This is a genomic window from Grimontia marina (assembly GCF_900060185.1).
Taxonomy (GTDB): domain Bacteria; phylum Pseudomonadota; class Gammaproteobacteria; order Enterobacterales; family Vibrionaceae; genus Enterovibrio; species Enterovibrio marinus.
Genome location: NZ_FIZY01000006.1, coordinates 110,885 through 131,714, shown reverse-complemented (window position 1 = coordinate 131,714; position 20,830 = coordinate 110,885). Strand labels below are relative to the sequence as shown.

The 20,830-nt window shown below is 47.1% G+C and carries 19 protein-coding genes and 1 tRNA gene; 16 read left to right on the top strand and 4 right to left on the bottom strand.

What is annotated here, in order from left to right:
* Positions 1 to 716 precede the first annotated feature (716 nt).
* From rlmKL to rmf, 5 genes are all read left to right on the top strand, one after another.
* Positions 717 to 2,849, top strand: coding sequence for a bifunctional 23S rRNA (guanine(2069)-N(7))-methyltransferase RlmK/23S rRNA (guanine(2445)-N(2))-methyltransferase RlmL (gene rlmKL, locus GMA8713_RS05120; RefSeq protein WP_062706511.1), 2,133 nt, complete (start codon positions 717 to 719; stop codon positions 2,847 to 2,849).
* Positions 2,849 to 3,103, top strand: coding sequence for a glutaredoxin family protein (locus GMA8713_RS05115; RefSeq protein WP_062706466.1), 255 nt, complete (start codon positions 2,849 to 2,851; stop codon positions 3,101 to 3,103). The genes rlmKL and GMA8713_RS05115 overlap by 1 nt, the downstream gene beginning before the upstream one ends.
* On the top strand, positions 3,090 to 5,009 hold the full coding sequence (uup, locus tag GMA8713_RS05110; protein WP_062706464.1) for an ATP-binding cassette ATPase Uup: 1,920 nt from the start codon (positions 3,090 to 3,092) through the stop codon (positions 5,007 to 5,009). The genes GMA8713_RS05115 and uup overlap by 14 nt, the downstream gene beginning before the upstream one ends.
* Positions 5,009 to 6,862 (top strand): DUF3466 family protein, encoded by a 1,854-nt coding sequence (locus GMA8713_RS05105; protein ID WP_062706462.1) that lies wholly within the window; start codon positions 5,009 to 5,011, stop codon positions 6,860 to 6,862. The genes uup and GMA8713_RS05105 overlap by 1 nt, the downstream gene beginning before the upstream one ends.
* A gap of 165 nt (positions 6,863 to 7,027) precedes the next feature.
* On the top strand, positions 7,028 to 7,198 hold the full coding sequence (rmf, locus tag GMA8713_RS26560) for a ribosome modulation factor (protein WP_082111327.1): 171 nt from the start codon (positions 7,028 to 7,030) through the stop codon (positions 7,196 to 7,198).
* A gap of 219 nt (positions 7,199 to 7,417) precedes the next feature.
* On the opposite strand, the gene fabA is transcribed toward rmf, so the two are convergent.
* Complete coding sequence (fabA, locus tag GMA8713_RS05100; protein WP_002537089.1) at positions 7,418 to 7,936, bottom strand: bifunctional 3-hydroxydecanoyl-ACP dehydratase/trans-2-decenoyl-ACP isomerase; 519 nt, start codon at positions 7,934 to 7,936, stop codon at positions 7,418 to 7,420.
* A 63-nt stretch (positions 7,937 to 7,999) separates the two neighbouring features.
* Entirely contained in the window at positions 8,000 to 9,682 is a 1,683-nt protein-coding gene (locus tag GMA8713_RS05095; protein WP_062706509.1) for an AAA family ATPase, read from the bottom strand.
* A gap of 262 nt (positions 9,683 to 9,944) precedes the next feature.
* Here GMA8713_RS05095 and matP point away from each other — a divergent pair, with 262 nt between their 5' ends.
* From matP to GMA8713_RS05080, 3 genes are read left to right on the top strand one after another with little or no spacing between them, the layout of a single operon-like run.
* Entirely contained in the window at positions 9,945 to 10,394 is a 450-nt protein-coding gene (gene matP, locus GMA8713_RS05090) for a macrodomain Ter protein MatP (protein ID WP_062706460.1), read from the top strand.
* A gap of 9 nt (positions 10,395 to 10,403) precedes the next feature.
* Positions 10,404 to 10,694, top strand: a complete 291-nt coding sequence (locus GMA8713_RS05085) for a DUF3634 family protein (RefSeq protein ID WP_062706459.1) — start codon at positions 10,404 to 10,406, stop codon at positions 10,692 to 10,694.
* Between the two features lie 17 nt (positions 10,695 to 10,711).
* Entirely contained in the window at positions 10,712 to 11,116 is a 405-nt protein-coding gene (locus GMA8713_RS05080; RefSeq protein ID WP_062706457.1) for a PPC domain-containing DNA-binding protein, read from the top strand.
* Between the two features lie 189 nt (positions 11,117 to 11,305).
* Here the strand turns inward: GMA8713_RS05080 and rtcR are convergent, their stop codons facing one another.
* Positions 11,306 to 12,913 carry an RNA repair transcriptional activator RtcR gene (gene rtcR / locus GMA8713_RS05075; RefSeq protein ID WP_269747440.1) on the bottom strand — a complete coding sequence of 536 codons (1,608 nt, stop codon included), beginning with the start codon at positions 12,911 to 12,913 and terminating at the stop codon, positions 11,306 to 11,308.
* A gap of 294 nt (positions 12,914 to 13,207) precedes the next feature.
* On the opposite strand from rtcR, the gene GMA8713_RS05070 reads away from it, so the two are divergent.
* The 5 genes from GMA8713_RS05070 to GMA8713_RS05045 all read left to right on the top strand — a co-directional run bounded on the left by GMA8713_RS05070 (position 13,208) and on the right by GMA8713_RS05045 (position 18,687).
* A tRNA-His gene (locus tag GMA8713_RS05070) sits at positions 13,208 to 13,276 on the top strand.
* Positions 13,277 to 13,515: 239 nt separating this feature from the next.
* Positions 13,516 to 14,670 (top strand): slipin family protein, encoded by a 1,155-nt coding sequence (locus tag GMA8713_RS05060; protein ID WP_062706455.1) that lies wholly within the window; start codon positions 13,516 to 13,518, stop codon positions 14,668 to 14,670.
* Between the two features lie 56 nt (positions 14,671 to 14,726).
* Entirely contained in the window at positions 14,727 to 15,953 is a 1,227-nt protein-coding gene (locus GMA8713_RS05055) for an RtcB family protein (RefSeq protein ID WP_062706453.1), read from the top strand.
* A gap of 204 nt (positions 15,954 to 16,157) precedes the next feature.
* The gene (locus GMA8713_RS05050) at positions 16,158 to 18,281 is read left to right on the top strand and encodes a marine proteobacterial sortase target protein (protein WP_062706451.1); all 2,124 of its coding nucleotides are present in this window, start codon (positions 16,158 to 16,160) and stop codon (positions 18,279 to 18,281) included.
* 13 nt (positions 18,282 to 18,294) lie between these two features.
* Positions 18,295 to 18,687 carry a sortase family protein gene (locus tag GMA8713_RS05045; RefSeq protein WP_062706449.1) on the top strand — a complete coding sequence of 131 codons (393 nt, stop codon included), beginning with the start codon at positions 18,295 to 18,297 and terminating at the stop codon, positions 18,685 to 18,687.
* Positions 18,688 to 19,020: 333 nt separating this feature from the next.
* Here GMA8713_RS05045 and GMA8713_RS27240 read toward each other — a convergent pair whose 3' ends face one another.
* Entirely contained in the window at positions 19,021 to 19,173 is a 153-nt protein-coding gene (locus tag GMA8713_RS27240; RefSeq protein WP_157515479.1) for a type 1 glutamine amidotransferase family protein, read from the bottom strand.
* Positions 19,174 to 19,424: 251 nt separating this feature from the next.
* Between GMA8713_RS27240 and GMA8713_RS05040 the strand changes: the two genes are divergently transcribed.
* The 3 genes from GMA8713_RS05040 (at position 19,425) to GMA8713_RS05035 (ending at position 20,777) form a co-directional block, all read left to right on the top strand.
* Positions 19,425 to 20,048: a phosphotransferase-like protein gene (locus tag GMA8713_RS05040; protein WP_422615190.1), complete on the top strand. Its 624-nt coding sequence runs from the start codon at positions 19,425 to 19,427 to the stop codon at positions 20,046 to 20,048.
* 15 nt (positions 20,049 to 20,063) lie between these two features.
* Positions 20,064 to 20,216, top strand: coding sequence for a hypothetical protein (locus tag GMA8713_RS27235; protein WP_157515477.1), 153 nt, complete (start codon positions 20,064 to 20,066; stop codon positions 20,214 to 20,216).
* Positions 20,217 to 20,315: 99 nt separating this feature from the next.
* The gene (locus tag GMA8713_RS05035; protein WP_062706443.1) at positions 20,316 to 20,777 is read left to right on the top strand and encodes a GNAT family N-acetyltransferase; all 462 of its coding nucleotides are present in this window, start codon (positions 20,316 to 20,318) and stop codon (positions 20,775 to 20,777) included.
* Positions 20,778 to 20,830 lie beyond the last annotated feature (53 nt).

Sequence of the window (20,830 nt, the reverse complement as noted above, 5' to 3'; positions counted from 1 at the left end):
AACTGCTCTCTAATAAGGGCAAGGTTATTCTCAAAATCACTGACAAAATTTCTGACAGTTTAGAAAGGAATCACCTCTGTAAATGAAAATTAAGACATATCTTCAATAGGTATTTATTGTGATTTGTATCACATAAATAGATTCCATCAGCTCTCTTTTTATCCTTTCTTATCACACCAATAACACCAAATTTAGTTCAAATATATAAACGATAAGGGTGCAATTTCCCCCTTTATTGCCTGATTTTTAGTTTAAATTGACCTTTGGTGTATACCAGATTGGCGGGGTGAGTGGTGTTTCCCAGTGGGAAATAGTATTCAATGAGCTGAAACTTATATACCTTTAAATTTAAAGCTCTGTGGATAAGTGTGTGCTTACTATATGATGATAACTGAGTGATAAGATGGTGGAAGTGATGCTAGATGAGGTATTTGTTTAGTGGTGTTTCCAGTGTTTCCATGAGGAAACGTAATTTAGTGTTTTGGATAAAGGGATAAAAGTGGGAGTTGCATTGCTGCTAAGAGAAAGGTGCTTCTACTGCAAAGCGCTTTTGGAGCCACTCAATGACTTGTGGCGCTCAGTGAATTTCTTCAGCCTCAGTGCAAAAACAATAGCGTTCGATATCAAGGAAAATAGTGAGATAAATCACCCTTGATAGAGCCTTGGCGTCTGAATTCGTTTATAATCGCGCGCAACATTCCTCAGAATCCATTTCCATGAATCAATATTTAGCAATTACCTCCCGCGGTTTAGAAAATCTGCTAGCAGAAGAACTACAAAAACTGGGTGCCAGCAGTGTGAAAGCTGTAAGCGCTGGTGTTCGCTTCCGCGCGGATGAAAAAACTCTCTACACGTGCTGTTTATGGAGCCGCACGGCGTCACGCTTCATTCTTGTTTTGGGTGAATTCGCAGTGCGTGACGACATGGACCTGTATCTGGGCGCATCTGCCATTAACTGGCCACAATATTTCAGCGAGAGAAAGCGTATTGCTGTTGATTTCAATGGTACAAACCGTGAAATCCGAAACAGCCAGTATGGTGCGTTGAAAGTGAAAGACGCGATTGTAGACCGCTTCGTCAAGGCGGACTTGGATCGCCCTAGCATCGATCGTGAGCAACCAGACCTACGCATTCACATGCGACTCTCTAAAGAGCAAGGCCTACTGGGTATCGACATGGTGGGTTCTGGCTTGCACCAACGCGGCTATCGCACTGAATCTGGCGCTGCACCGCTTCGTGAAACCAATGCTGCGGCATTGGTCATGAAAAGTGGTTGGACGTTTGATAAGCCTTTGCTGGACCCAATGTGTGGTTCCGGTACCTTGCTGATTGAAGCGGCGATGATGGCCGCGGAAGTGGCGCCAGGCTTGAAACGCAAGCGTTGGGGCTTTGAAGCACTGAAATCATTCAATCGTGAAGAGTGGATGGAAGTACACGCAGAAGTAACTTTCAAGTCGAAGAAAGGCCCTGCGAAGTGCGAAAGTAAGTTCTTCGGCTTCGATAACGACCGTCGCGTACTGGAAACCGCCAAAGCAAACGCCCGTCGTGCTGGTGTAGCTGAACTGATTCAGTTTGAGTTGGGCGATGCAGCGGAACTGGCACGTCCAGAAGGCTTCGAAGAAGGCAATATCATCTGTAACCCTCCATACGGTGAGCGTCTGGGCACTACGCCAGGTCTTATCGCGCTATACACTCAGCTTGGCGTTCAATTGAAAAGCCAATTTAAAGGCTCGATAGCATCCATCTACTCGGGTTCTGACGAGTTGCTGAGCTGCTTGCGCATGCGAGCAGACAATACTTACAAGCTCCGTAATGGTGCGCTTGACTGTGTGATGAAGACTTATCACATTACCGCACGTGGTGAGGTGACAACGTCACAGGGTGAGCCTGCGCCGGTCGCTGATGTGGCGCCTGAGTTTACCAACCGTCTTCGCAAAAATATCAAGAAGTTGGAAAAGTGGGCTAAGCAACAAGGTGTTGAATGTTACCGTCTATACGATTCAGACCTGCCAGAGTACAACGCGGCAATTGACCGTTACAGCGACAACATTGTTATTCAGGAATATGCACCGCCTAAAACCGTCCCAGAAGAGAAGGCACGTCGTCGTCTGCTGGACATGGTTCGCGCAACCATCGCTGTGACGGGCGTCAATGCCAATAACGTGGTGTTGAAAACCCGAGAGAAGCAAAAGGGTACCAACCAGTACGAGAAGTTAGGTGAAGCCAAGCGCTTTATGAAAGTTCAAGAATACGGTGTGACGTTAGAGGTGAATCTCTACGATTACCTGGATACGGGCTTATTCCTGGATCACCGCTATACACGCAAGATGCTGGGTGAAAAAGCGAAAGGCAAAGATTTCCTCAACCTGTTTGCTTACACCGGCACAGCGACCGTTCACGCAGCAGTAGGCGGTGCTAAATCAACGACCACGGTAGATATGTCGAAAACCTATCTTGCGTGGGCTGAGCGCAACATGAAGCTTAACGGCAAAGTAGGTCGTCAACACATGTTTGAGCAAGCAGACTGCCTGAAGTGGCTGTCGTTGGCGAAAGGGCAATATGACCTGATTTTTATCGATCCGCCGACCTTCTCGAACTCTAAGCGCATGCTCGATACGTTTGATGTCCAACGAGATCACATCAAACTGATGACAGAGCTTAAGCGCCTGCTGCGTGAAGGCGGCGAAATCGTCTTCTCTAACAACAAGCGTAACTTCAAAATGGATGTCGAAGCGCTGGCAGAGGTAGGCTTACAAGCTCAGAACATTACAAATCGCTCAATCCCTACGGATTTTGAGCGTAACAAGCAGATTCATAACTGTTGGATTATCACACACAAGGAAGGTTAATGGCCTTAATCCTCTACAGCACGGAAGGGTGTCACTTATGTGAAGAGGCATTGGCGCTATATCAGGCAGCGGGTAAAACCGCTGCCTTGCGCATTGTAGACATAGCGTTTGATGACGCTTTGTTTGAGCGTTACGGCGTCACCATTCCGGTGCTTTCTCTCCAAAATAATGACGGCTCAGTCGACGATGAACTGGGCTGGCCATTCGATTCTTCAGCTTTAAACACTTGGTTAGTAAAACATGGCATTGATTAACATCACTAACGCGCAACTGGCTTATGGTGATAACCCGTTGCTGGATCACGCAGAGTTTGTCCTGCAGCAGGGCGAGCGGGTTTGTTTGGTTGGCCGTAATGGCGCAGGTAAATCAACCTTAATGAAGGTGATTCATGGCACCGTTCAACTCGACGACGGCAGCATTAACCGCCAACAAGATCTGAAAGTTTCCCAACTAGAGCAGGATCCTCCGCGTGATGCTGAGGGAAGTGTTGTTGATTATGTCGCTGAAGGATTGGCAGAGGTTGGTGCGCAACTCAAAGAGTATCACGACCTTCTGGGCTTAATTGAGCATGACCCAAGCGAGAAGAACATTAATCGCTTGGCACGTGTTCAAGAGCAACTGGAACATTCCGGTGCATGGCGTTTTGAAAACCAACTGACCACGGTATTAGGCGCATTGAAACTGGATGGCACTAAAAAGCTTTCCGAGCTCTCTGGTGGCTGGCAGCGCAAAGCGGCGCTGGCTCGCGCGCTGGTGTGTGATCCTGACGTTCTGCTGCTTGATGAGCCAACCAACCACCTTGATGTGGCAACCATCATCTGGCTGGAAACCTTCCTGAAAGATTTCAAAGGTGCCATCGTCTTCATTTCGCACGATCGCGCGTTTATCCGATCTATGGCAACCCGTATTGTCGATTTGGACCGTGGCCAACTGACTTCATGGCCGGGTGACTACGAGAAATATCTCGAAGGCAAAGAAGAGATGCTCCGCGTGGAAGCAGAGCAAAATGCCGAATTTGATAAGAAACTGGCTCAGGAAGAAACCTGGATTCGCCAAGGCATCAAAGCACGCCGTACCCGCAATGAAGGTCGTGTTCGCGCTCTGAAACAGCTTCGTCGAGAGCGTGCAGATCGCGTAGAAGTGCAGGGCAATGCAAACATTCAACTGGATGAAGCTGTACGCTCGGGCAAGATTGTGTTTGAAGCCAGTGACATCGATTACCATTGGGATGGTAAAAAGATCATCGGTGATTTCAGTTTCAATGTGATGCGCGGAGATCGTATCGCGCTGATCGGCCCCAATGGCTGCGGTAAAAGTACGCTGTTGAAGCTGATGCTGGAAAAAATCTCACCAGACTCCGGTAAGTTCCATGTGGGTACCAAGTTGGAAGTCGCTTACTTTGACCAGTACCGCGAAAAACTGGATCCGGAAAAGACGGTTATCGACAACTTAGCAGAAGGCAAAATGGAAGTAGAAGTCGGGGGCCGTAAGCGACATGTGCTCGGTTATCTACAAGACTTCTTGTTCCATCCACGTCGAGCCCGTACGCCAGTAAAAGCGCTGTCAGGTGGCGAGAAAAACAGGCTTCTGCTGGCACGCATTTTCCTAAAACCCTGCAATCTTTTGGTACTCGATGAACCAACCAACGATTTGGACATCGAAACGCTGGAACTTTTGGAAGAATTGCTTGCCAATTATCAGGGTACGTTACTGTTGGTGAGCCACGATCGTCAGTTCGTCGACAATACCGTAACCCATAGCTGGATTTTTGAAGGCGATGGTGTCATCCGTAAATTTGTCGGTGGCTATCACGATGCAATGCAGCAGCGTGAGAACTACCTCAAGACCATCGAATCAGAAAAAACGAAAGCGAAGGAAACTCCAAAGGAAGAAGCGCCTAAAAAACAGGCAAATAACAATAAGCCGGGCAAAAAACTGTCTTACAAGTTACAAAGAGAGCTTGAAGCACTTCCACAGCTTATTGAAAACCTAGAGAATGAAATCGCGCAAATACAGGAATCGGTAAACGATCCTGCGTTCTTCCAGAAAAGCACGGAAGAAACCCAGCCTGTCCTGCAGCGTTTGAGCGAGGCAGAAGCTGAGTTGGAAACCGCCTTTGAACGATGGGAAGAACTCGAAGAGATGCAAAAGGAATCGTAATGCAATTCAACAAATTCAAACTATCTGCTATCGCGCTTGCGATAGCAGGTATCCCTGCGGTAGCAAATGCTGCTTATTACCAAGTTCAACTATTGGACTCGCCTTCAAGCAATTCCTCTCAGGCAACCGCTATTTCTTCTGATTCTTCGAAGGTAGCCGTAGAAGGGCTAAGCGGCCCGGTTGGTCTGAATTATTCAGAAGAGCTTCCGTACATGGTTGATGTCGAGCACTTCATCAACAGTCAGGATGACCTTTACCGCTATTGTCGTGATTATCTCGGCTATAACACCTGTGAAGAGTGGGCTGACGAGAAATGGTATGGCGTTCAAGCCAGCGGAACCGTCTGTAATAGCCAAGACAGCGAACAAAACTGTCTTGGTGGTCTAAAGAAAGAAATCGATGCTTGGACACAAGGGTTTAGCAGCAATAGTGTTGCCAAGCTCGATGGTGCTGATGTAAATCCATTTGGCGATGGCATTGAGGATACTTCTTTGAGCAATCCTGATCCAGCCTCGACAAATGTGGTTATAAATGCAGTTAGTGGTTCAATTCCGGTAGGTGCTTCAAGTAGCCCTTACTTCAAAGTAGGCTCTAACAATGCGCGTGCTTTCCAAAGAAGAGGCTTCTACGGTGACGCAGAGCTATTGCCACCGACTGGTTTGGGCTCCGTTATAGATGGTATTGGGCAAACCAACGCCAACGGTGTAATTGACGCAGCAGGCAAGACAATTGTTTTCGGTTCTGCTTCAGTGGCAAACATGGCTGATGCTGGGAATGGAAACAAAGTTCCACAGGATATTGGCTTAGGGAATCTTTCAAGCTGTGCAAATAGCCTTGATTACTCAGACCGCGCTTGTCAGTATTTCCAGTTTGCAAACCAAGCGTCAATCTGGCTTGCATCTGGTATCACTGAAAATGATGCAGTCAATGCTTTTGCAATTGCCGACTTCCAAACGCCAAGCAATGCGCCTACGGGGAATACCGATGATACGGCTCAGGCGAGCGTAAATGCTGCAGCTATGGTATCTGGTGCCACTGCACCAACGATGGTTGGCTTCAATACTTATAATGACAGCCGCTTCTATGCTCGAGCAGTGAAATATACACCAGTAAATGACTTTGCTAACTGTATCGATGGTGCAACGAAACGTTGCTGGGAAATGTCACTCATCCCTGGCGTCGATATACGCCAAGGCGGCGACATTGTTTATCGCTATACAGAAGCGACTGACATCAACAGCAACGGTCTAGTTGTCGGTGTGGCGAAAAGCGCGCGTTTGAATAACGGTGCTTATGCAGAAACTATCTTTGTAAATGCTCCGACTGGTAATGGTGATGAAACGAAGACAACACTTCTTGGCTCTTCCCAAAACGCACTTTTCTTCACTGGCTATAACGGTACTGCCGCCGCTATCAACGTCAATAATGAGCTGGTGGGTAAGGTAGACACTGAAAACGCTCGTGATCGTTCACGCCGTCAACGTGGCTACATCTACGCACATGGTGGGGCGATTGGCAGTTCGTCTGCTTGGCTTTTAGATGACCTGACCAATGACGGAAATGCTTCGGGCAATAATAACCAGTTCCGTATCGCAGAAGCCTTTGATATCAATGACGATGGTGCTATCGCCGCTTCTGCATTCTACTGTGCTGGCGGTTATTCATCCGTTGCGCATGATGCACGTTGTAACGGCACTGAAGAGTTGGTTGCGGTCAAACTGACTCGTGACGATACCGCTCAAATTACTGCTCGTCCGTATGAAGTAAGAACCATAGAACGTAGCGGTGGTGGTATTGGTGTGCTAGGCCTTGGTTTGCTGGCATTAGGCGGTATTTTCCGTCGTAAAAAGTAATTTCACTTTCTGGCTCATCTTCACAAATTTATGTTGGATGAGCCTTTCGATGCTTGATTATTTATTAACCATGCGTGAATCTTAATTGGTGAGGGTCATAAAAGATCAACTTGAATGAAACCTCACTGAAAAGATACAACCATCTTAGGATAAGAGGGCGAATATATGAAAAGACAGAAGCGAGATCGTTTAGAGCGAGCACAAGCGAAAGGCTATCAAGCTGGTGTAAACGGTCGATCCTCTGAGACATGTCCCTATCAAGCCATGGACGCGCGCAGCCAATGGCTAGGAGGTTGGCGCGAAGGTCGAGATACGAAAGTATCGATGCTGAAGTAACTTTTTAACCCATACCAAACTATACATGAGCCCCGGAAAACGGGGCTTTTGTTTACCACTTAATGCACTATAACTTTATAATATTGCTCCTACTTACACATCGCTACTGAGAGATAGTGGCTAGCATTTAGCTTGTTAAGGGGACAGTAGAGGAGGTAAAACAACAATTAACAAAAAACCGCCCGGAGGCGGTTTAGAATTTGGCGTGTCGATATCGACTTAGAAAGAAGAGGTGTCTTGGAACAAACCTACTTTCAGGTCTTTCGCTACGTAGATTTCTTTGCCATCCACCAGCACACGGCCATCAGCCAGACCCATCACCAGTTTGCGGTTGATAACGCGCTTCATCTGGATTTCATAAGTCACTTTCTTTGCCGTAGGCAGGATTTGACCGGTAAATTTCACTTCGCCAACACCCAGTGCGCGACCTTTACCTTCACCACCGACCCATCCGAGGAAGAATCCAACCAGCTGCCACATCGCGTCAAGGCCAAGACAGCCAGGCATAACTGGGTCACCAGGGAAGTGGCAATCGAAGAACCACAGGTCTGGAGTAATGTCTAACTCGGCAATGATAAAGCCTTTGCCGTGGTCACCACCTTCGTCCGTGATGTTAGAAATGCGATCCATCATCAGCATGTTAGGTGCTGGAAGTTGTGGACGACCTGGGCCGAAAAGCTCTCCTTGGCTAGAGGCTAGGAGGTCGTCTCTGTCATAAGAGTGGCGTTTCATTAGCATTAAACTGCTCCTGCAAAAAGATAGGAGCAGATTAGCGTACACGTGTAAGCTAAACAACTCGGATCAGTTGTGTTTTAACCAGTTTTTAAGCTTATTTATTAAGGATGTGTGACGGGTCTCACCGTGATGAAAAACATCAATTCTCTGGGCTATTTTGCCGAGAAGTGTCTCAGTTTCAACACCATTTTCCTCTTCCTCATCACCGCTAAATGGTAAGCCTGTGATCAGTGGGAAAGCTTCCTCAACATGTTCGACTGCCCAAATGTGGAAGTTTCCGTCGCGAATAGCTTCAGTGACTTCTTTGCTCAGGCACAGCGCGTTGAGGTTGGTCTTGGGCAAGATAACGCCCTGATCACCTGTCAGACCTCTATGCTCACAGATGTGATAGAAGCCTTCGATTTTTTCGTTGATGCCGCCAACGGCCTGTACACGTCCAAATTGGTCAACAGCACCGGTGATGGCGATGCTTTGATTAATTGGGGTTTGAGACAGGGCACTGACAAACGCACAAAGCTCAGCAAGGGAAGCACTGTCGCCATCAACTTCACAGTAAGACTGCTCAAACACAATGGAGGCGGAGTATGGCAGCGGTTCGTCTAAGTCCAGCGCAGCACTAACGAACGCCTGCATGATCATCATCCCTTTGGCGTGTATGTTGCCACCGAGTTCTGCTTTACGCTCAACATCTGCAATATCGCCGTCACCGAAGTGAACCACACAGGAAATACGTGCGGGCTCGCCGTAAGCCATCGGATGTCCTGGCATTTCAATCACTGTTAGGCCGTTTACCTGACCTATGTGTTCGCCACGGGTATCAATGAATACCTGACCTTTGTGGATGTCATCAACCGCGCGTAATGGCAGGTAAGACTCCCTGAAGTATTTGGCTTCGATGGCAGCTTCAACATCTGCTGCCACAATTGTCTCGCCAGTGCTTTGGTAGTCAGCTTCTCGCAATAAGGTTTGTGTCCAAAGCGGGCAGAGCGGCAATCTTTCCTGATCTTCGGTATATCTTGCACCAGCCTGCATAACACGTTGAGCGGCTTCTGGATCGAGAGGCTTGATACCAAAAGCTTGTTGATGGCCTTTTAGCACTGACAGGTAGGTACCAACGTTCTCTTCAGTCAGATACATGTCCTGTTCGAATTCGGTGTAGCTCGCCAAACCATGTAATTCAGGTTCGCCAGCTTCAAAGTCAGACATCAATGCGCGATCGCCAACAACGATAACTCTGACGGAAATTTCTGAAGGTGGTGGTAGCTCGCAGTAAACATCAGGCTTTGCGCTTTTCCAGCCAAGCTTGTTTGTTGAAAGTAGAGACTTCAATCGGCTCCAAACGTTGGGTTGGGCAAGAATGCAGCCAAGAGAAATGAGAAGCACGCCGCCATTTGCTTGATGGAGGAGACCATTTACAGTTCGTGACGTTGTCACATCCGAGTTGTTCGGATACACTGCGCCAAACAGCTGAACTTCATCGATATTCTCTGCGATGACCACAGGCATATCATCTGACGGTAGCGCCGCTTTCGCCATGTTCTCGAGCAATTTCAGGTAGTCATAAACATCTGGCGCTGTCACCAGAAGAAGACGCGGGAAGTGATGCTCATGAACGAGACGTTCAATGCTGCTTTTTAATCTCGGTTGCAATGCACAAGGAGAGGTCGCTTCGATAGCGGCGTATTGACGAATGTGCGCTTCAACATGAGAAAACTGCGGCACGACGGACTGCCAGGAAACTTCTTGCATACGTTTGGGTATCAACTTTTTCATTGTATTAATTACCGATGAGTATAAATGAATACGCTCCTTCAAAGTAGCGAAGATAACCAGTTGTCGGTGTTAAAGAAACGAAGTGAATAGAGCCTCGATACAAAAGGGTTCAGTTTTGATATCTGAATAGAAAAGATCAAAGAGATACGCAGAGTTAATTTGATTAAAAAGTAAACTGCTGTTACGCTGTCACTGTATTTCACATTTATTTTGCTCTCAACCAAATAAAACTCGAATTATGAAATATCAACAACTTGAAAACCTCGAAGCCGGATGGAAATGGATCTATCTGGTCAAAAAGCATAAAGAAGGTGCGAACGTTACGCGTTATGTCGACACCAGCGAGGTCGAAGCTGCGGTGAAGTCACTGTTAGCGCTCGAACACGAGCCTACAAAAGTGATCGAATGGATCGGCGAACATATGTCTTCAGAGCTTGATACTAAGCTCAAGCAGGCGATTCGTGCGAAGCGTAAGCGTCACTTTAATGCTGAACAAGAGCACACTCGCAAAAAGTCGATTGACCTGGACTTCCGAGTTTGGGAAAAATTGTCTTTGAAAGCGCAGGAACTCGATGCGACGCTCTCGGACACGATTGAATACCTGATTGGTGAAGCCAACCGTTCCCAGAATGCTAACAAGAAAGTAGATGCGCTGAAGAAGGATTTGAGTAGTTTGCTCGACATGTAAGGAGTCTGCATGGAGTACTTTCTCGCAGCCAGCTTTATCGCTTTATTTGCTTATCTTTTGGTTGACCGTCCTATTATTCTTATCAAGTTTAAGGACGGTCAGCTTGTTAATAAGAAAGGGAAAATCCCTCATGGTTTTCTTCATGACTGTGAAGAAATCAACAAACGAACGCCTTTCAGCGGCACCATCAAGGTGTATCGAAACCGTTTTAATCCTGCCAAGCTGGTTCTATCAAAAGATATTGACCACAAAGTGCAACAACGTATCTGCAACGTTTTCCCACACAAGTCATTTAAATAACCATCGTTTAAGTCGCCATGTCATCTGTTGAACCCATTGCATTTCGTCTTACCAGAGGCGCAGATCTCAAGCAGTCCATACTCGATGCAGTGAAATCGCACCACATTCAAGCTGGCTGTGTTGCATCGCTGGTAGGGTGTCTGTCTGAATTAACGATTCGTGTGGCGGATGGAAAATCTACGCTGAGAAAATCTGAGCCTTTCGAAATCATTTCTGTGTCAGGCACGCTCACGCCAGAGCATGTTCATTTACATATTTCGGTTGCGGATGAACAAGGCGCTGTCACAGGCGGGCACTTGATGGATGGGTGTGTTGTCAGTCACACCGCGGAAGTGTGTTTACTGAAGTTTGATGGTTACGGGTTCAGTCGAGAGCATGATCCTGATACTGGCTACACTGAGCTGGTGGTGAGCAAATACTAAGTACAAGAACGGACGCCTACTAAGCGTCCGTTTTTGTATTCGCGCAGTTTTACGTCTTTTATTCATTGAATTGAATGACTTATCACTCAAGTGAAAAATTTTCCGAGGGAAATAAAATGGTTTGTGCGTAAGTATTCGTTATTATAAATTTACCATTGGAATTTCATCACCTTACCAGTAGTTCATAGCTCACTTTTTCTTCAATTCCTTCCAAGAAACCCCAAACTTTGCCAGATACTTTTGAAGCCTCGCTGAGTCGTTAGACTGAACCTTTTTCATTCGGCTGATATTGAACAATTCACGTCCTGCAGATGCCATCGAATCATGTCGGTCACATACACTCAACACATAGTTAAGCTGGTGCGCGTCAAAGGTGTCCAAATCATCCCTGGCTTCGTTATCAAGGAGAGACAGAAAGGAACGTTCATGTTCATATGACGAGCCGCTCCACATGCCAGAGAGACGCGCTATTTCATCGTCTACATCTTCAACTGCAATTCTCGATGAATCTGCCAATGTGCCCAATCGGGTGACTGCAGAGCTCAAGTCGCGGAAGTTACTGTTCCAGGTCGCCTGATGAGAGAGTGCAAAGGAGAGGAACTTATCACGCGCTTCTTTGTTGAAGCGAATGCGATCACCATGTTTCTCGGCGAAGGCCATCACTTCATAATCCAGATTAGGCTCAATATCTTCTTTGCGATCTTTCAGTCCAGGAAGTGGATACGTCCACAAGTTAATTCTCGCCAGCAAATCCTCACGAAACGCGCCCTCTATCACCATGGCTTTCAAATCACGGTTTGTACCAGCGATGAGTTGAAAATCGCTGTTTACGTCCTTATCGCTGCCAACAGGGTGAAACCGCTTGTATTCGATGGCATGAAGCAACATAGCTTGCTCCTCAAGCCCAAGCTCGCCAATTTCATCCAGAAACAGCAGCCCCTTGTCGGCGGAGCGCAGAAAACCTTCCCGCGCCGCAGAAGCGCCCGTGAAAGCGCCTTTGGTATGTCCGAACAGCGCTGCCATTGCATTCATGCCTCTAAGCGTTGCACAGTTCACGGTGATAAGCTCGCCTTTGATAAGTGACCGGCGCTTTTTGAGCTGATAGATGCGCTGAGCGAGTTGGCTTTTCCCTGCGCCTGTTGGTCCGGTAAGCAGGATAGGGGCGGTTGAGCGAATCGCGACCTTTTCGATCTGCGAAATCATCAGGTTGAAGGCTTCATTGCGTGTTTCTATGCCGCCTTTCAAAAAGGTTTCGTCTTCAATTCGTGCATTATCAAAGCGCGTGGCGAGCTGGTCATAGCGAGACAGATCCAGATCGATAATCTGCACACGGCCAATGGTCTTATCTTCCTTGGACAGATCAGGCGCAGACTGGATTAGCTTCCCCGGAAAGTGACGACTCTCCGTCAGCAGGTAGCTACAAATCTGTGCCACGTGAGTGCCCGTCGTGATGTGGAAAAGGTAATCATGATTATCGATGTCGAAATCCATCGCTTCACAAAAGTCATAAAGCTTGGCGTACACCTCTTCAAAATCCCACGGATCGGCGAAGTTCATCTGGCATAAGGCAACGCTTGTGTCTGGCGAAACGGATTCGATATCAACGGCAACGTTATTGGCAAGGCGCTTGGAATGGTTGTCATGCAGTAAATAAAGCGTGTCGATAGACAGGCTTTCTTGTTGAACCAATCCGACATTTGGTCTCCAGCGCGTCCATCTATCAACCCGTTTTCCAATTCTGTCTAACTGTGTGCCCAAAAGGCTGACAACAATCGTTTTCTTCATCACTACATTCATATCCAAAAAGATATATCCATATCCAAAAGTATCTAATATTTAAATATTACTGGCAATAAATCTGGTGACTGATAATCGACTGAAAATATTTTAATTCAATAAAAAAAATAAAATAAAAATTAATTCTTACTCATTTTTTTAAACTGGCACGTGACTTGGAATAACAAGTTCGTGATTAGCGGCGTGTGGTTCTGAATACCACCCCGGTGCACCTCACACTGTGACTGTGTATACCAATCACGCTTCCCCTGGGAGGGAGCAGGAAACTGCCGAGGGTTCGATTCCCCAAAAACTACTAGATAGCTAAACGGTAAAGCAGCGGACATGTTCCGTCACCTGCGGGTTCGATTCCCGCTCTAGTCACCTTAACTGATAGTTCAATTGGTAGAACGGCGAAGTCAATTCGTATGTCGTGGGTTCGAGTCCCACTCAGATAACGCTTACAAATGGAAGCAAGGAAACGAACGGAGCAACCAATGAGATGAAGACGCAACCGCGCAGAGGGGTAAAGCAGGCAGGAAGCTCCCTTTACCAAGAGCGACAGTTGCCACTGCATCGTCACGCTGTGTCCTTTCGTTTCTCACTAAACAAGGAAAAAGATTATGTTTCGTAAAACCATCAAAATCGCAGAAAACGAACGCGCACTGGTTTATCAAAACCAGAAACTGACCCAAGTGCTTACGCCGGGTTTACACAAAATTTGGGACATGAAAGACGATGTTGAATTCGAAGTTTTCGATATCGATGAGCTGTATTTCTCCCAGAAAAACGGAGAGCGCTTATACCAAGGCTCAGCCTCTTTGAAGGAGCACATCCAACACGAGAAACTTCAGGATACTGAAGTAGGCATGTTGTATCTTGATGGCATGTTGCGTGGTGTGGTGGCACCGGGAGAGCGTCTGTTTATGTGGAAAGATGCCGGTGAGATCCGATTGGATCGTATCGACATTGCAGATACACCGCTGGTGGAAGATAAAACGCTGTATTTGATCAACAAAGCCGGTGTGAACCTGGCGACGCGTTTGATACGCAGTGAATCGACGGTCGCAGTGAAACCCGTAGCGGTGGCGACAGTGAAAAACAGCCATGTCGGTCTGCTTTATATCGACGGTAAGCTGTCGGAAAAATTGTCTCCGGGTACTTATGGCTACTGGCAGTTCAACCGTGAGTTTCAGTTGAAAAGCTATGACACGCGCACCCAGATTCTGGAAGTGTCAGGTCAGGAAATCATGACCAAAGATCGCGTTAGCCTGCGCATCAACTTAACCGCCAACATCCGCATCTTGGATGCTGAAACAGCAGCTAGCAGCGTGGATGATGTCGAGCAATACGCCTACAAACTACTGCAGTTAGCGCTGCGTGAAGCCATTGGCACCAAAGCGTTGGACGATTTACTGCTGGATAAGCTCTACGTGGGTGAAACCGTGAAAGAGCTGGTGGCAGAAAATCTGAAAGCAGTCGGTGTCGAGTTAGGCAACGTGGGTATGAAAGACATCATTTTACCGGGTGAAATCAAAGCGATTCTCAACCAGGTGGTTGAAGCACAAAAAGCGGCAGAGGCCAACGTGATCAAACGTCGTGAGGAAACGGCAGCGACACGAAGCCTGCACAACACCGCCAAAGTGATGGAAAATAACCCAACACTGATGCGCCTGAAAGAGCTGGAAGCACTTGAAAAAGTGGCGGACAAAATCAGCAACCTCAACGTCTACGGTGGTCTGGAAGGACTCATGCAAGGCGTGGTGAAAATGACATAGAAAACGCGTCTTGCCGTGAAGCAAATACGGTAAGGCGCGTCATCAAGGAAAGCACAATGTGTACTGAAAACTACATCGAAATTAAAAACGAAAACAAAGCAACGATAAAAGCGTGGACCAAAGGCGTACCGTTTGAAGATAAGGCACGCCAACAGCTTAATAACATCGCATCTATGGATATTGTTCACTCCCATATTGCCGTAATGCCGGATGTCCACCTTGGTATGGGGGCTACGATTGGTAGCGTGATCCCCTCGGTTAAAGCCGTGATTCCGGCAGCAGTAGGTGTGGATATCGGCTGTGGGATGCTCGCGACCAAAACCTCGCTGAAAGCCTCACAGCTACCGGATAACCTCAGTGGTATCAGACATGCCTTTGAGTCGGCGATTCCACATGGAAGAACGTTAGGGCGAGGAAAAACCGACCGCGGCGCGTGGCATAACATCCCTGAAGTGGTAGAAAAAGAGTGGAAAAAGCTGGAACTGCGCTTCGAGGCAATCTGCCATAAGCATCCGGCGATCAGGAAAAGCAACCACGTTAACCATCTTGGCACCATGGGAACGGGGAACCACTTTCTGGAGCTTTGTCTGGATGAAAACGACGCAGTTTGGATCATGCTTCACTCTGGTAGCCGTGGCGTAGGAAACCGCATTGGTACCTACTTTATCGAACTGGCGAAGAAGGAGATGGAACGACACCAGATCCACCTTCCCGATCAGGATCTGGCGTATTTGGAAGAGGGCAGCGACTACTTTAACGATTACGTGGAAGCTGTCGAATGGGCGCAGGATTTTGCCGCGAAGAACCGTGAAATCATGATGATCAATGCGATTACAGCGCTGAGAAAACAAATCCCAGTGCCATTTGAAACGGCAGACGTGGCGGTGAATTGTCACCACAACTATATCTCGCGGGAAACGCACTTTGGTAAGTCATGCTATGTCACTCGTAAAGGCGCGGTGAGGGCTGGCAAGGGCGAACTGGGGATTATCCCTGGTAACATGGGGGCGAAGTCCTTCATCGTTCGAGGGCTTGGCAATCCAGAAAGCTTCGAAAGCTGTAGTCATGGCGCTGGGCGTGTGATGTCGAGAACACAGGCGAAAAAGGTTTATAGCATCAAAGATCAAGTTGCCGCGACGGAAGGTGTTGAGTGCCGAAAAGATGCAGCAGTGATTGATGAAATCCCGCACGCCTACAAAGATATCGACAAAGTCATGGAAGCACAGAAAGACCTTGTCGAAGTGGTGCATACCCTGAAGCAAGTGGTTTGTGTGAAAGGGTAAATACGACTGATCACACGTTAAATCAATAAGTTAAGCAGGAGCATGTCTCCTGCTGTTTTACATCCTTTAACGCACTATAACTTAAAGGTGTTGAGCTGCCATAATCTTGCCACAATTGGTCTGAATTGGCCTCAGTTGCTACCCGGAACCGACAGATTGATTTGGTGTAATGCCAGTCAATAACAACAGGTCAAGGAAGTGGCAATGTACTCCCTGAAAATCTCCAAAATCTCATTCAAAGCGCCGTTAGCAGATTGGCTGCTGACAGCGCTTTTCATCATGTTCCTCCCGGCAATTGCCTTTGCCAGTGAGGAAGAAGGTGGCTTGTATATACAAACGCAAAACAGCGAAGACAAACTCTGGACGGCAGCGCCTCAGCTTTCCACCAGTGCAGATATGGTGATAAACGGTCTGGTCAATCGCGTGAAGGTCGAACAGCGTTTTACCAATCCAACAGACGATTGGATTAACGCCCGTTATCTGTTTCCGCTACCTCAGAATGCAGCGGTTGATCATCTGACGATTCAAATCGGTGAGCGCATCATTGAAGGTGAAATCCAGAAGAAACAACAAGCGAGGGAAACCTTCAATCGCGCCGCTGAGCAGGGCAAAAAAGCTTCTTTGGTGGAACAGCACCGCGCGAACTTGTTTTCTACGCAGATTGCCAATGTCGCGCCTGGTGAAACCATTGTGGTGAATATCCAATATCAGGAGACGGTTCACTATGAAGATGGCGAGTTCAGCCTTCGTTTCCCAACCACCTTCACGCATCGCTACATTCCGGGTTTGCCAGATTCGACGGCACTGCAGGCAAGAAAGAACGCCGAAGACTCAGTCGTAGAAGAAGGCGACCAACGCGTTGAAGAAGTGGTAACACCGTTACAGGAAATGCAAAACGGATGGGCAGTGGCAACGCGTCAGGTGCCGGATGCCAATGAAATCACGCCGGAGTATCGTGATCCATTGCTGGAAGATGAAATCGCTTTTACCTTGGAAGCAGACATCAACATGGGTTTGCCCATTGATTTTGTCGAAAGCACCACGGCATCTATTAATGTCCAGAAAGTCTCTGATAGTCGCTATTCCGTCACACTGAGCGAAATGGAAATCGCCAATCAGGATTTTGTACTGAAATGGCGACCAGCGGCTTCCAGCATGCCGGTAGCAGCCATGTTTGTGCAGGAAAAGGAAGGCGAGAAATACGGCCTTTTGATGGCGATGCCGCCGCAATCTAAGCAGACCAACAGTATCCCACAAAACATCACCTTGGTGTTGGATATCTCCGGCTCCATGTATGGTGAATCCATAGAGCAAGCCAAAGAGGCTGTCATCTACGCGCTGCACAGCCTTGAAGCCGACGATTACTTCAACCTGATTATCTTTAACCACGAAGCGCGTCGCTATTCGTCAGTGCCTGTGCAAGCAACCCTCAAAAATATCGGTTTAGTCAGCAGCATTGTTCGTGGGATTGAAGCAGACGGCGGTACCGAAATGGCGACAGCATTAGAGTTGGCATATGCCTCAGAGCCAATGACTGGTTACCTCAACCAAATTGTCTTTATGACAGACGGTGCCATTGGCAATGAAGACGAACTTTACAGCGTTATATCCAAAGGCTTGATGGACAGGAGGCTGTTTACCGTAGGGATCGGCTCTGCGCCAAACAGTGCCTTTATGCAGCGCGCTGCCGTATCAGGTAAAGGAAGCTTCACTCATATCAGTAACCTCAACGAAGTTTCTACATCCCTAAAGCCACTGTTTGAAAAGCTTTCAAGCCCAGTAATGAAAGACATCACCGTGAAATGGGATAACGGCGAGCCTGTCGATTCGTGGCCAAACCCAGTGCCGGATCTGTACAAAGCCCAGCCTTTAGATTTGGCGTTTACCATCCCCGAAAACGCGAGCACATTACAGCTAACAGGCTTTCAAAGTGACGCACCATGGCAACTTGATATTGACCTTGAAGCGATTCAGGCGGGCGCTGCGACAGGTATCGACGTACTTTGGGCTCGCAAACAAATAGAAAGTATCACCCTCAATCAAAGCTTGAGTGCAGGTGAGAAAGAAAACCGAATCACAGAGCTGGGTTTAAACCATCACATTGTCACCAAGCATACATCGCTGGTCGCCGTTGATAACAACCCAAGCCAACCGTTGGATGAGAAAGCAAAGCCACATCAAATCAATCCTCATGCGCCCAAAAACAACGTCGCCATGCTACAAAGTGGTTTAGGAAGCACCTTCATGATGTTACTGGGAGGGTTGATGCTGGCTGTCAGTGCGGTAGGGATTCGCTTCAGTCGCGCATCACGTGACGTTTTCCAATAGAAGGTCAGTATACATGGAAGTCATCCGTCGTTATTTTCCACAGAAGCCCTGGCAACTCGTTTTTATCGCCAGCTTCCTGTGTGGAGGTGTCATCATGGCAAATGGCCTATACATCAAAGCTAAGGCGCAACTCGCCCAACTCATGATTGCTCATGCTTGGGAGAAGCAGAAACAAACGGGCGAGAACCAAGCCCCTTGGCCGTGGGCTGATACTTATCCCATCGCCAAGATTGCATTGAAAAACAACAAGCCGCAGTGGGTGTTGTCTGGCGCCAACATGCGAAACCTGGCGTTTGGTCCCACACTGCAGATGCAAACTGCTTTGCCGGGGAAAAGGGGAAATGTTGTCATATACGGTCATAACGACACCCATTACGCTATGTCGTGGTGGCTAAACCCCAGCTAACACCAGACTCACTTAGAGATTTCGCTCCTGACGTTTTCTATTCAGTGAGTACTGAAATGAAACAATGGCTATAAAACATAACGCACTATAACTAATGGTGGAGCTACAAAATAAAGTCTCGTCATTCTGTCTGTTTTACTACTTATTTGTTTGAAAGTATGAGGCTAAAAATAAGAGAAGTCTAAAAAAAAAAAGGGCGCGACTCGCGCCCAAATGGGAGGCTTAGTGTTGGATTCTTATAATTATCGAGTGAGTGTTGCTTGGAACTGTTTTAGCTAGGCCGCATGCGCCGGGAATGCTGGTGCGCATGTGGGATAAGCAGAAATAGTGCGGTTAGAAACAACCATCTTGGATGGCTGTTTTGATAGTTTTGCGTTCCGGTTTTCCCGCCAAATCACAGATACTGAATACCCCAGAACTTTGGAAAGGAACCATGGTTATATAATCTTCCACGAAACCACCGACGATGATAGGATCTTTAGCCATTTACTTTCCTGATAGTGACTGACGATTTTGCCCAATAAGTCGGGCTTTTTATTGGCGTTTCAAGAACCTTAGTACAGATAGAACGGGCTACAAGAAAGTCATACAATATTTCGAGTCACATCAATCAACAGTGCAATAAGTCAGCTTTAAATTACAAATGCCCCTTTGATTTGCAGTGTCATTGCATAAAAATGAGTGAATCATCATTGAAACAGTGTGCGTATGGATCGCATTTTTGGGTCTTCTAATCCATAAAAACTTTCATCCGGAAGCCAGAACAAGAATCATATCGCCAACAAAAACAACAAAGAGGCAATTTCTCTATGAGCCCAAACTTAATCGTTCTCGATGGCGCCTCTGGGGCGGGTAAAACCACGCTGGCAAAAGCTCTCCAGGAGCAGTTTCTTCCAGAAAACTGGCTCTATTTCTCGATTGATACATTGGTATATTCACTTCCTCCTTCTGTGTTTGAGCACTGCAATCAGGAAAATGACTGGCGTTCACTCGATCCAAACACATTGATTAAAGGGGCATTTTCTTGCGTAAACGCACTGCTAGAAGCGGGTAACAAAGTCATTTTTGATGCTGTTATCTCCACTCCGCAGGGTGCGCTGCAAATGGATTTGGCATTTGAGAACCATGAGCGTTTATATGTCGGACTACACTGCGAACTGACTGAGTTAGAAAGACGCACATTTGATCGCGGGGATAGGACGATAGATGAGGCAAGACATGGCTTTTCAACGTCACCATTCCATTTGAAATATGATCTTGAACTCGACAGCACATCTACACCTGCGACTGAACTCTCAACAATCATTGCCGCAACTTTGCAGGAGAGAGTCAGCAGGCATAAACAACGCATGGACACATAATCATGCGAGCCGTCCGTGACAAGCCCAGAAGATCTTAAAAAACTTGAACAAAAAATCGCAGTGGGGATGCCCAAACATATACTGATTTACGGGGTATTGTTGTGGGGAATTCCTACCGCGATTTTTTATGCTGCTATTACACCGCTTTTTACCGGTAAAGGCTTATAGAAGTGCTCTCATTCTCGCTTTGGGCATTTCCATTAGGTGGTATCTTCTATGGTCTGTATTCTTGGTTAAAACCAAGAACCTTATGGATAAGGCCAAATCATGAAATTCATCTTCCTGGCAGATAAGCCAGAAACGCTTCCTACCGTCGCTAAATGGTTTTTAAACGAATGGGGACATCTAAACGCAGCGGCCACGCTTGAGCGCAATCAAACGAAGCTCAGCGAATATCTCAACAGAGATAAACTGCCATTGATGATATATGCCGTTGAAGGAGACGAGATCCTTGGCTGCTCCTACCTCTGCCATCATGAAATGAGCATCTACACCGACAAAGAACACTGGGTGGGCGGCGTGTATGTAGAAAAAGCGCATCGTGGCAAGAAGGTTGCATCGAAGATGGTCGGAGAGTTAGAACGATTGGCGAGGACCTTAGGCGTTGAAAAACTTCATCTTCAAACTGAGCATTTAGATGGTGGTTTATATAGTCGGATTGGGTTTGAAGAAATAGAGCAGGTCGAATATCGCGGCGTGAAAGTGTCAGTGAGAATGAAGAGTCTATAAAAATAGACGGTTTATTTTCATTTGTTATTTTACTTGAACACTCAAAGTTTAAG

Bases quoted from the DNA above. Each gene is read 5' to 3' on its own strand.
- rlmKL (WP_062706511.1), top strand. From the start codon at position 717: ATGAATCAATATTTAGCAATTACCTCCCGCGGTTTAGAAAATCTGCTA.
- GMA8713_RS05115 (WP_062706466.1), top strand. From the start codon at position 2,849: ATGGCCTTAATCCTCTACAGCACGGAAGGGTGTCACTTATGTGAAGAG.
- uup (WP_062706464.1), top strand. From the start codon at position 3,090: ATGGCATTGATTAACATCACTAACGCGCAACTGGCTTATGGTGATAAC.
- GMA8713_RS05105 (WP_062706462.1), top strand. From the start codon at position 5,009: ATGCAATTCAACAAATTCAAACTATCTGCTATCGCGCTTGCGATAGCA.
- rmf (WP_082111327.1), top strand. From the start codon at position 7,028: ATGAAAAGACAGAAGCGAGATCGTTTAGAGCGAGCACAAGCGAAAGGC.
- fabA (WP_002537089.1), bottom strand. From the start codon at position 7,936: ATGCTAATGAAACGCCACTCTTATGACAGAGACGACCTCCTAGCCTCT.
- GMA8713_RS05095 (WP_062706509.1), bottom strand. From the start codon at position 9,682: ATGCAAGAAGTTTCCTGGCAGTCCGTCGTGCCGCAGTTTTCTCATGTT.
- matP (WP_062706460.1), top strand. From the start codon at position 9,945: ATGAAATATCAACAACTTGAAAACCTCGAAGCCGGATGGAAATGGATC.
- GMA8713_RS05085 (WP_062706459.1), top strand. From the start codon at position 10,404: ATGGAGTACTTTCTCGCAGCCAGCTTTATCGCTTTATTTGCTTATCTT.
- GMA8713_RS05080 (WP_062706457.1), top strand. From the start codon at position 10,712: ATGTCATCTGTTGAACCCATTGCATTTCGTCTTACCAGAGGCGCAGAT.
- rtcR (WP_269747440.1), bottom strand. From the start codon at position 12,913: ATGAATGTAGTGATGAAGAAAACGATTGTTGTCAGCCTTTTGGGCACA.
- GMA8713_RS05060 (WP_062706455.1), top strand. From the start codon at position 13,516: ATGTTTCGTAAAACCATCAAAATCGCAGAAAACGAACGCGCACTGGTT.
- GMA8713_RS05055 (WP_062706453.1), top strand. From the start codon at position 14,727: ATGTGTACTGAAAACTACATCGAAATTAAAAACGAAAACAAAGCAACG.
- GMA8713_RS05050 (WP_062706451.1), top strand. From the start codon at position 16,158: ATGTACTCCCTGAAAATCTCCAAAATCTCATTCAAAGCGCCGTTAGCA.
- GMA8713_RS05045 (WP_062706449.1), top strand. From the start codon at position 18,295: ATGGAAGTCATCCGTCGTTATTTTCCACAGAAGCCCTGGCAACTCGTT.
- GMA8713_RS27240 (WP_157515479.1), bottom strand. From the start codon at position 19,173: ATGGCTAAAGATCCTATCATCGTCGGTGGTTTCGTGGAAGATTATATA.
- GMA8713_RS05035 (WP_062706443.1), top strand. From the start codon at position 20,316: ATGAAATTCATCTTCCTGGCAGATAAGCCAGAAACGCTTCCTACCGTC.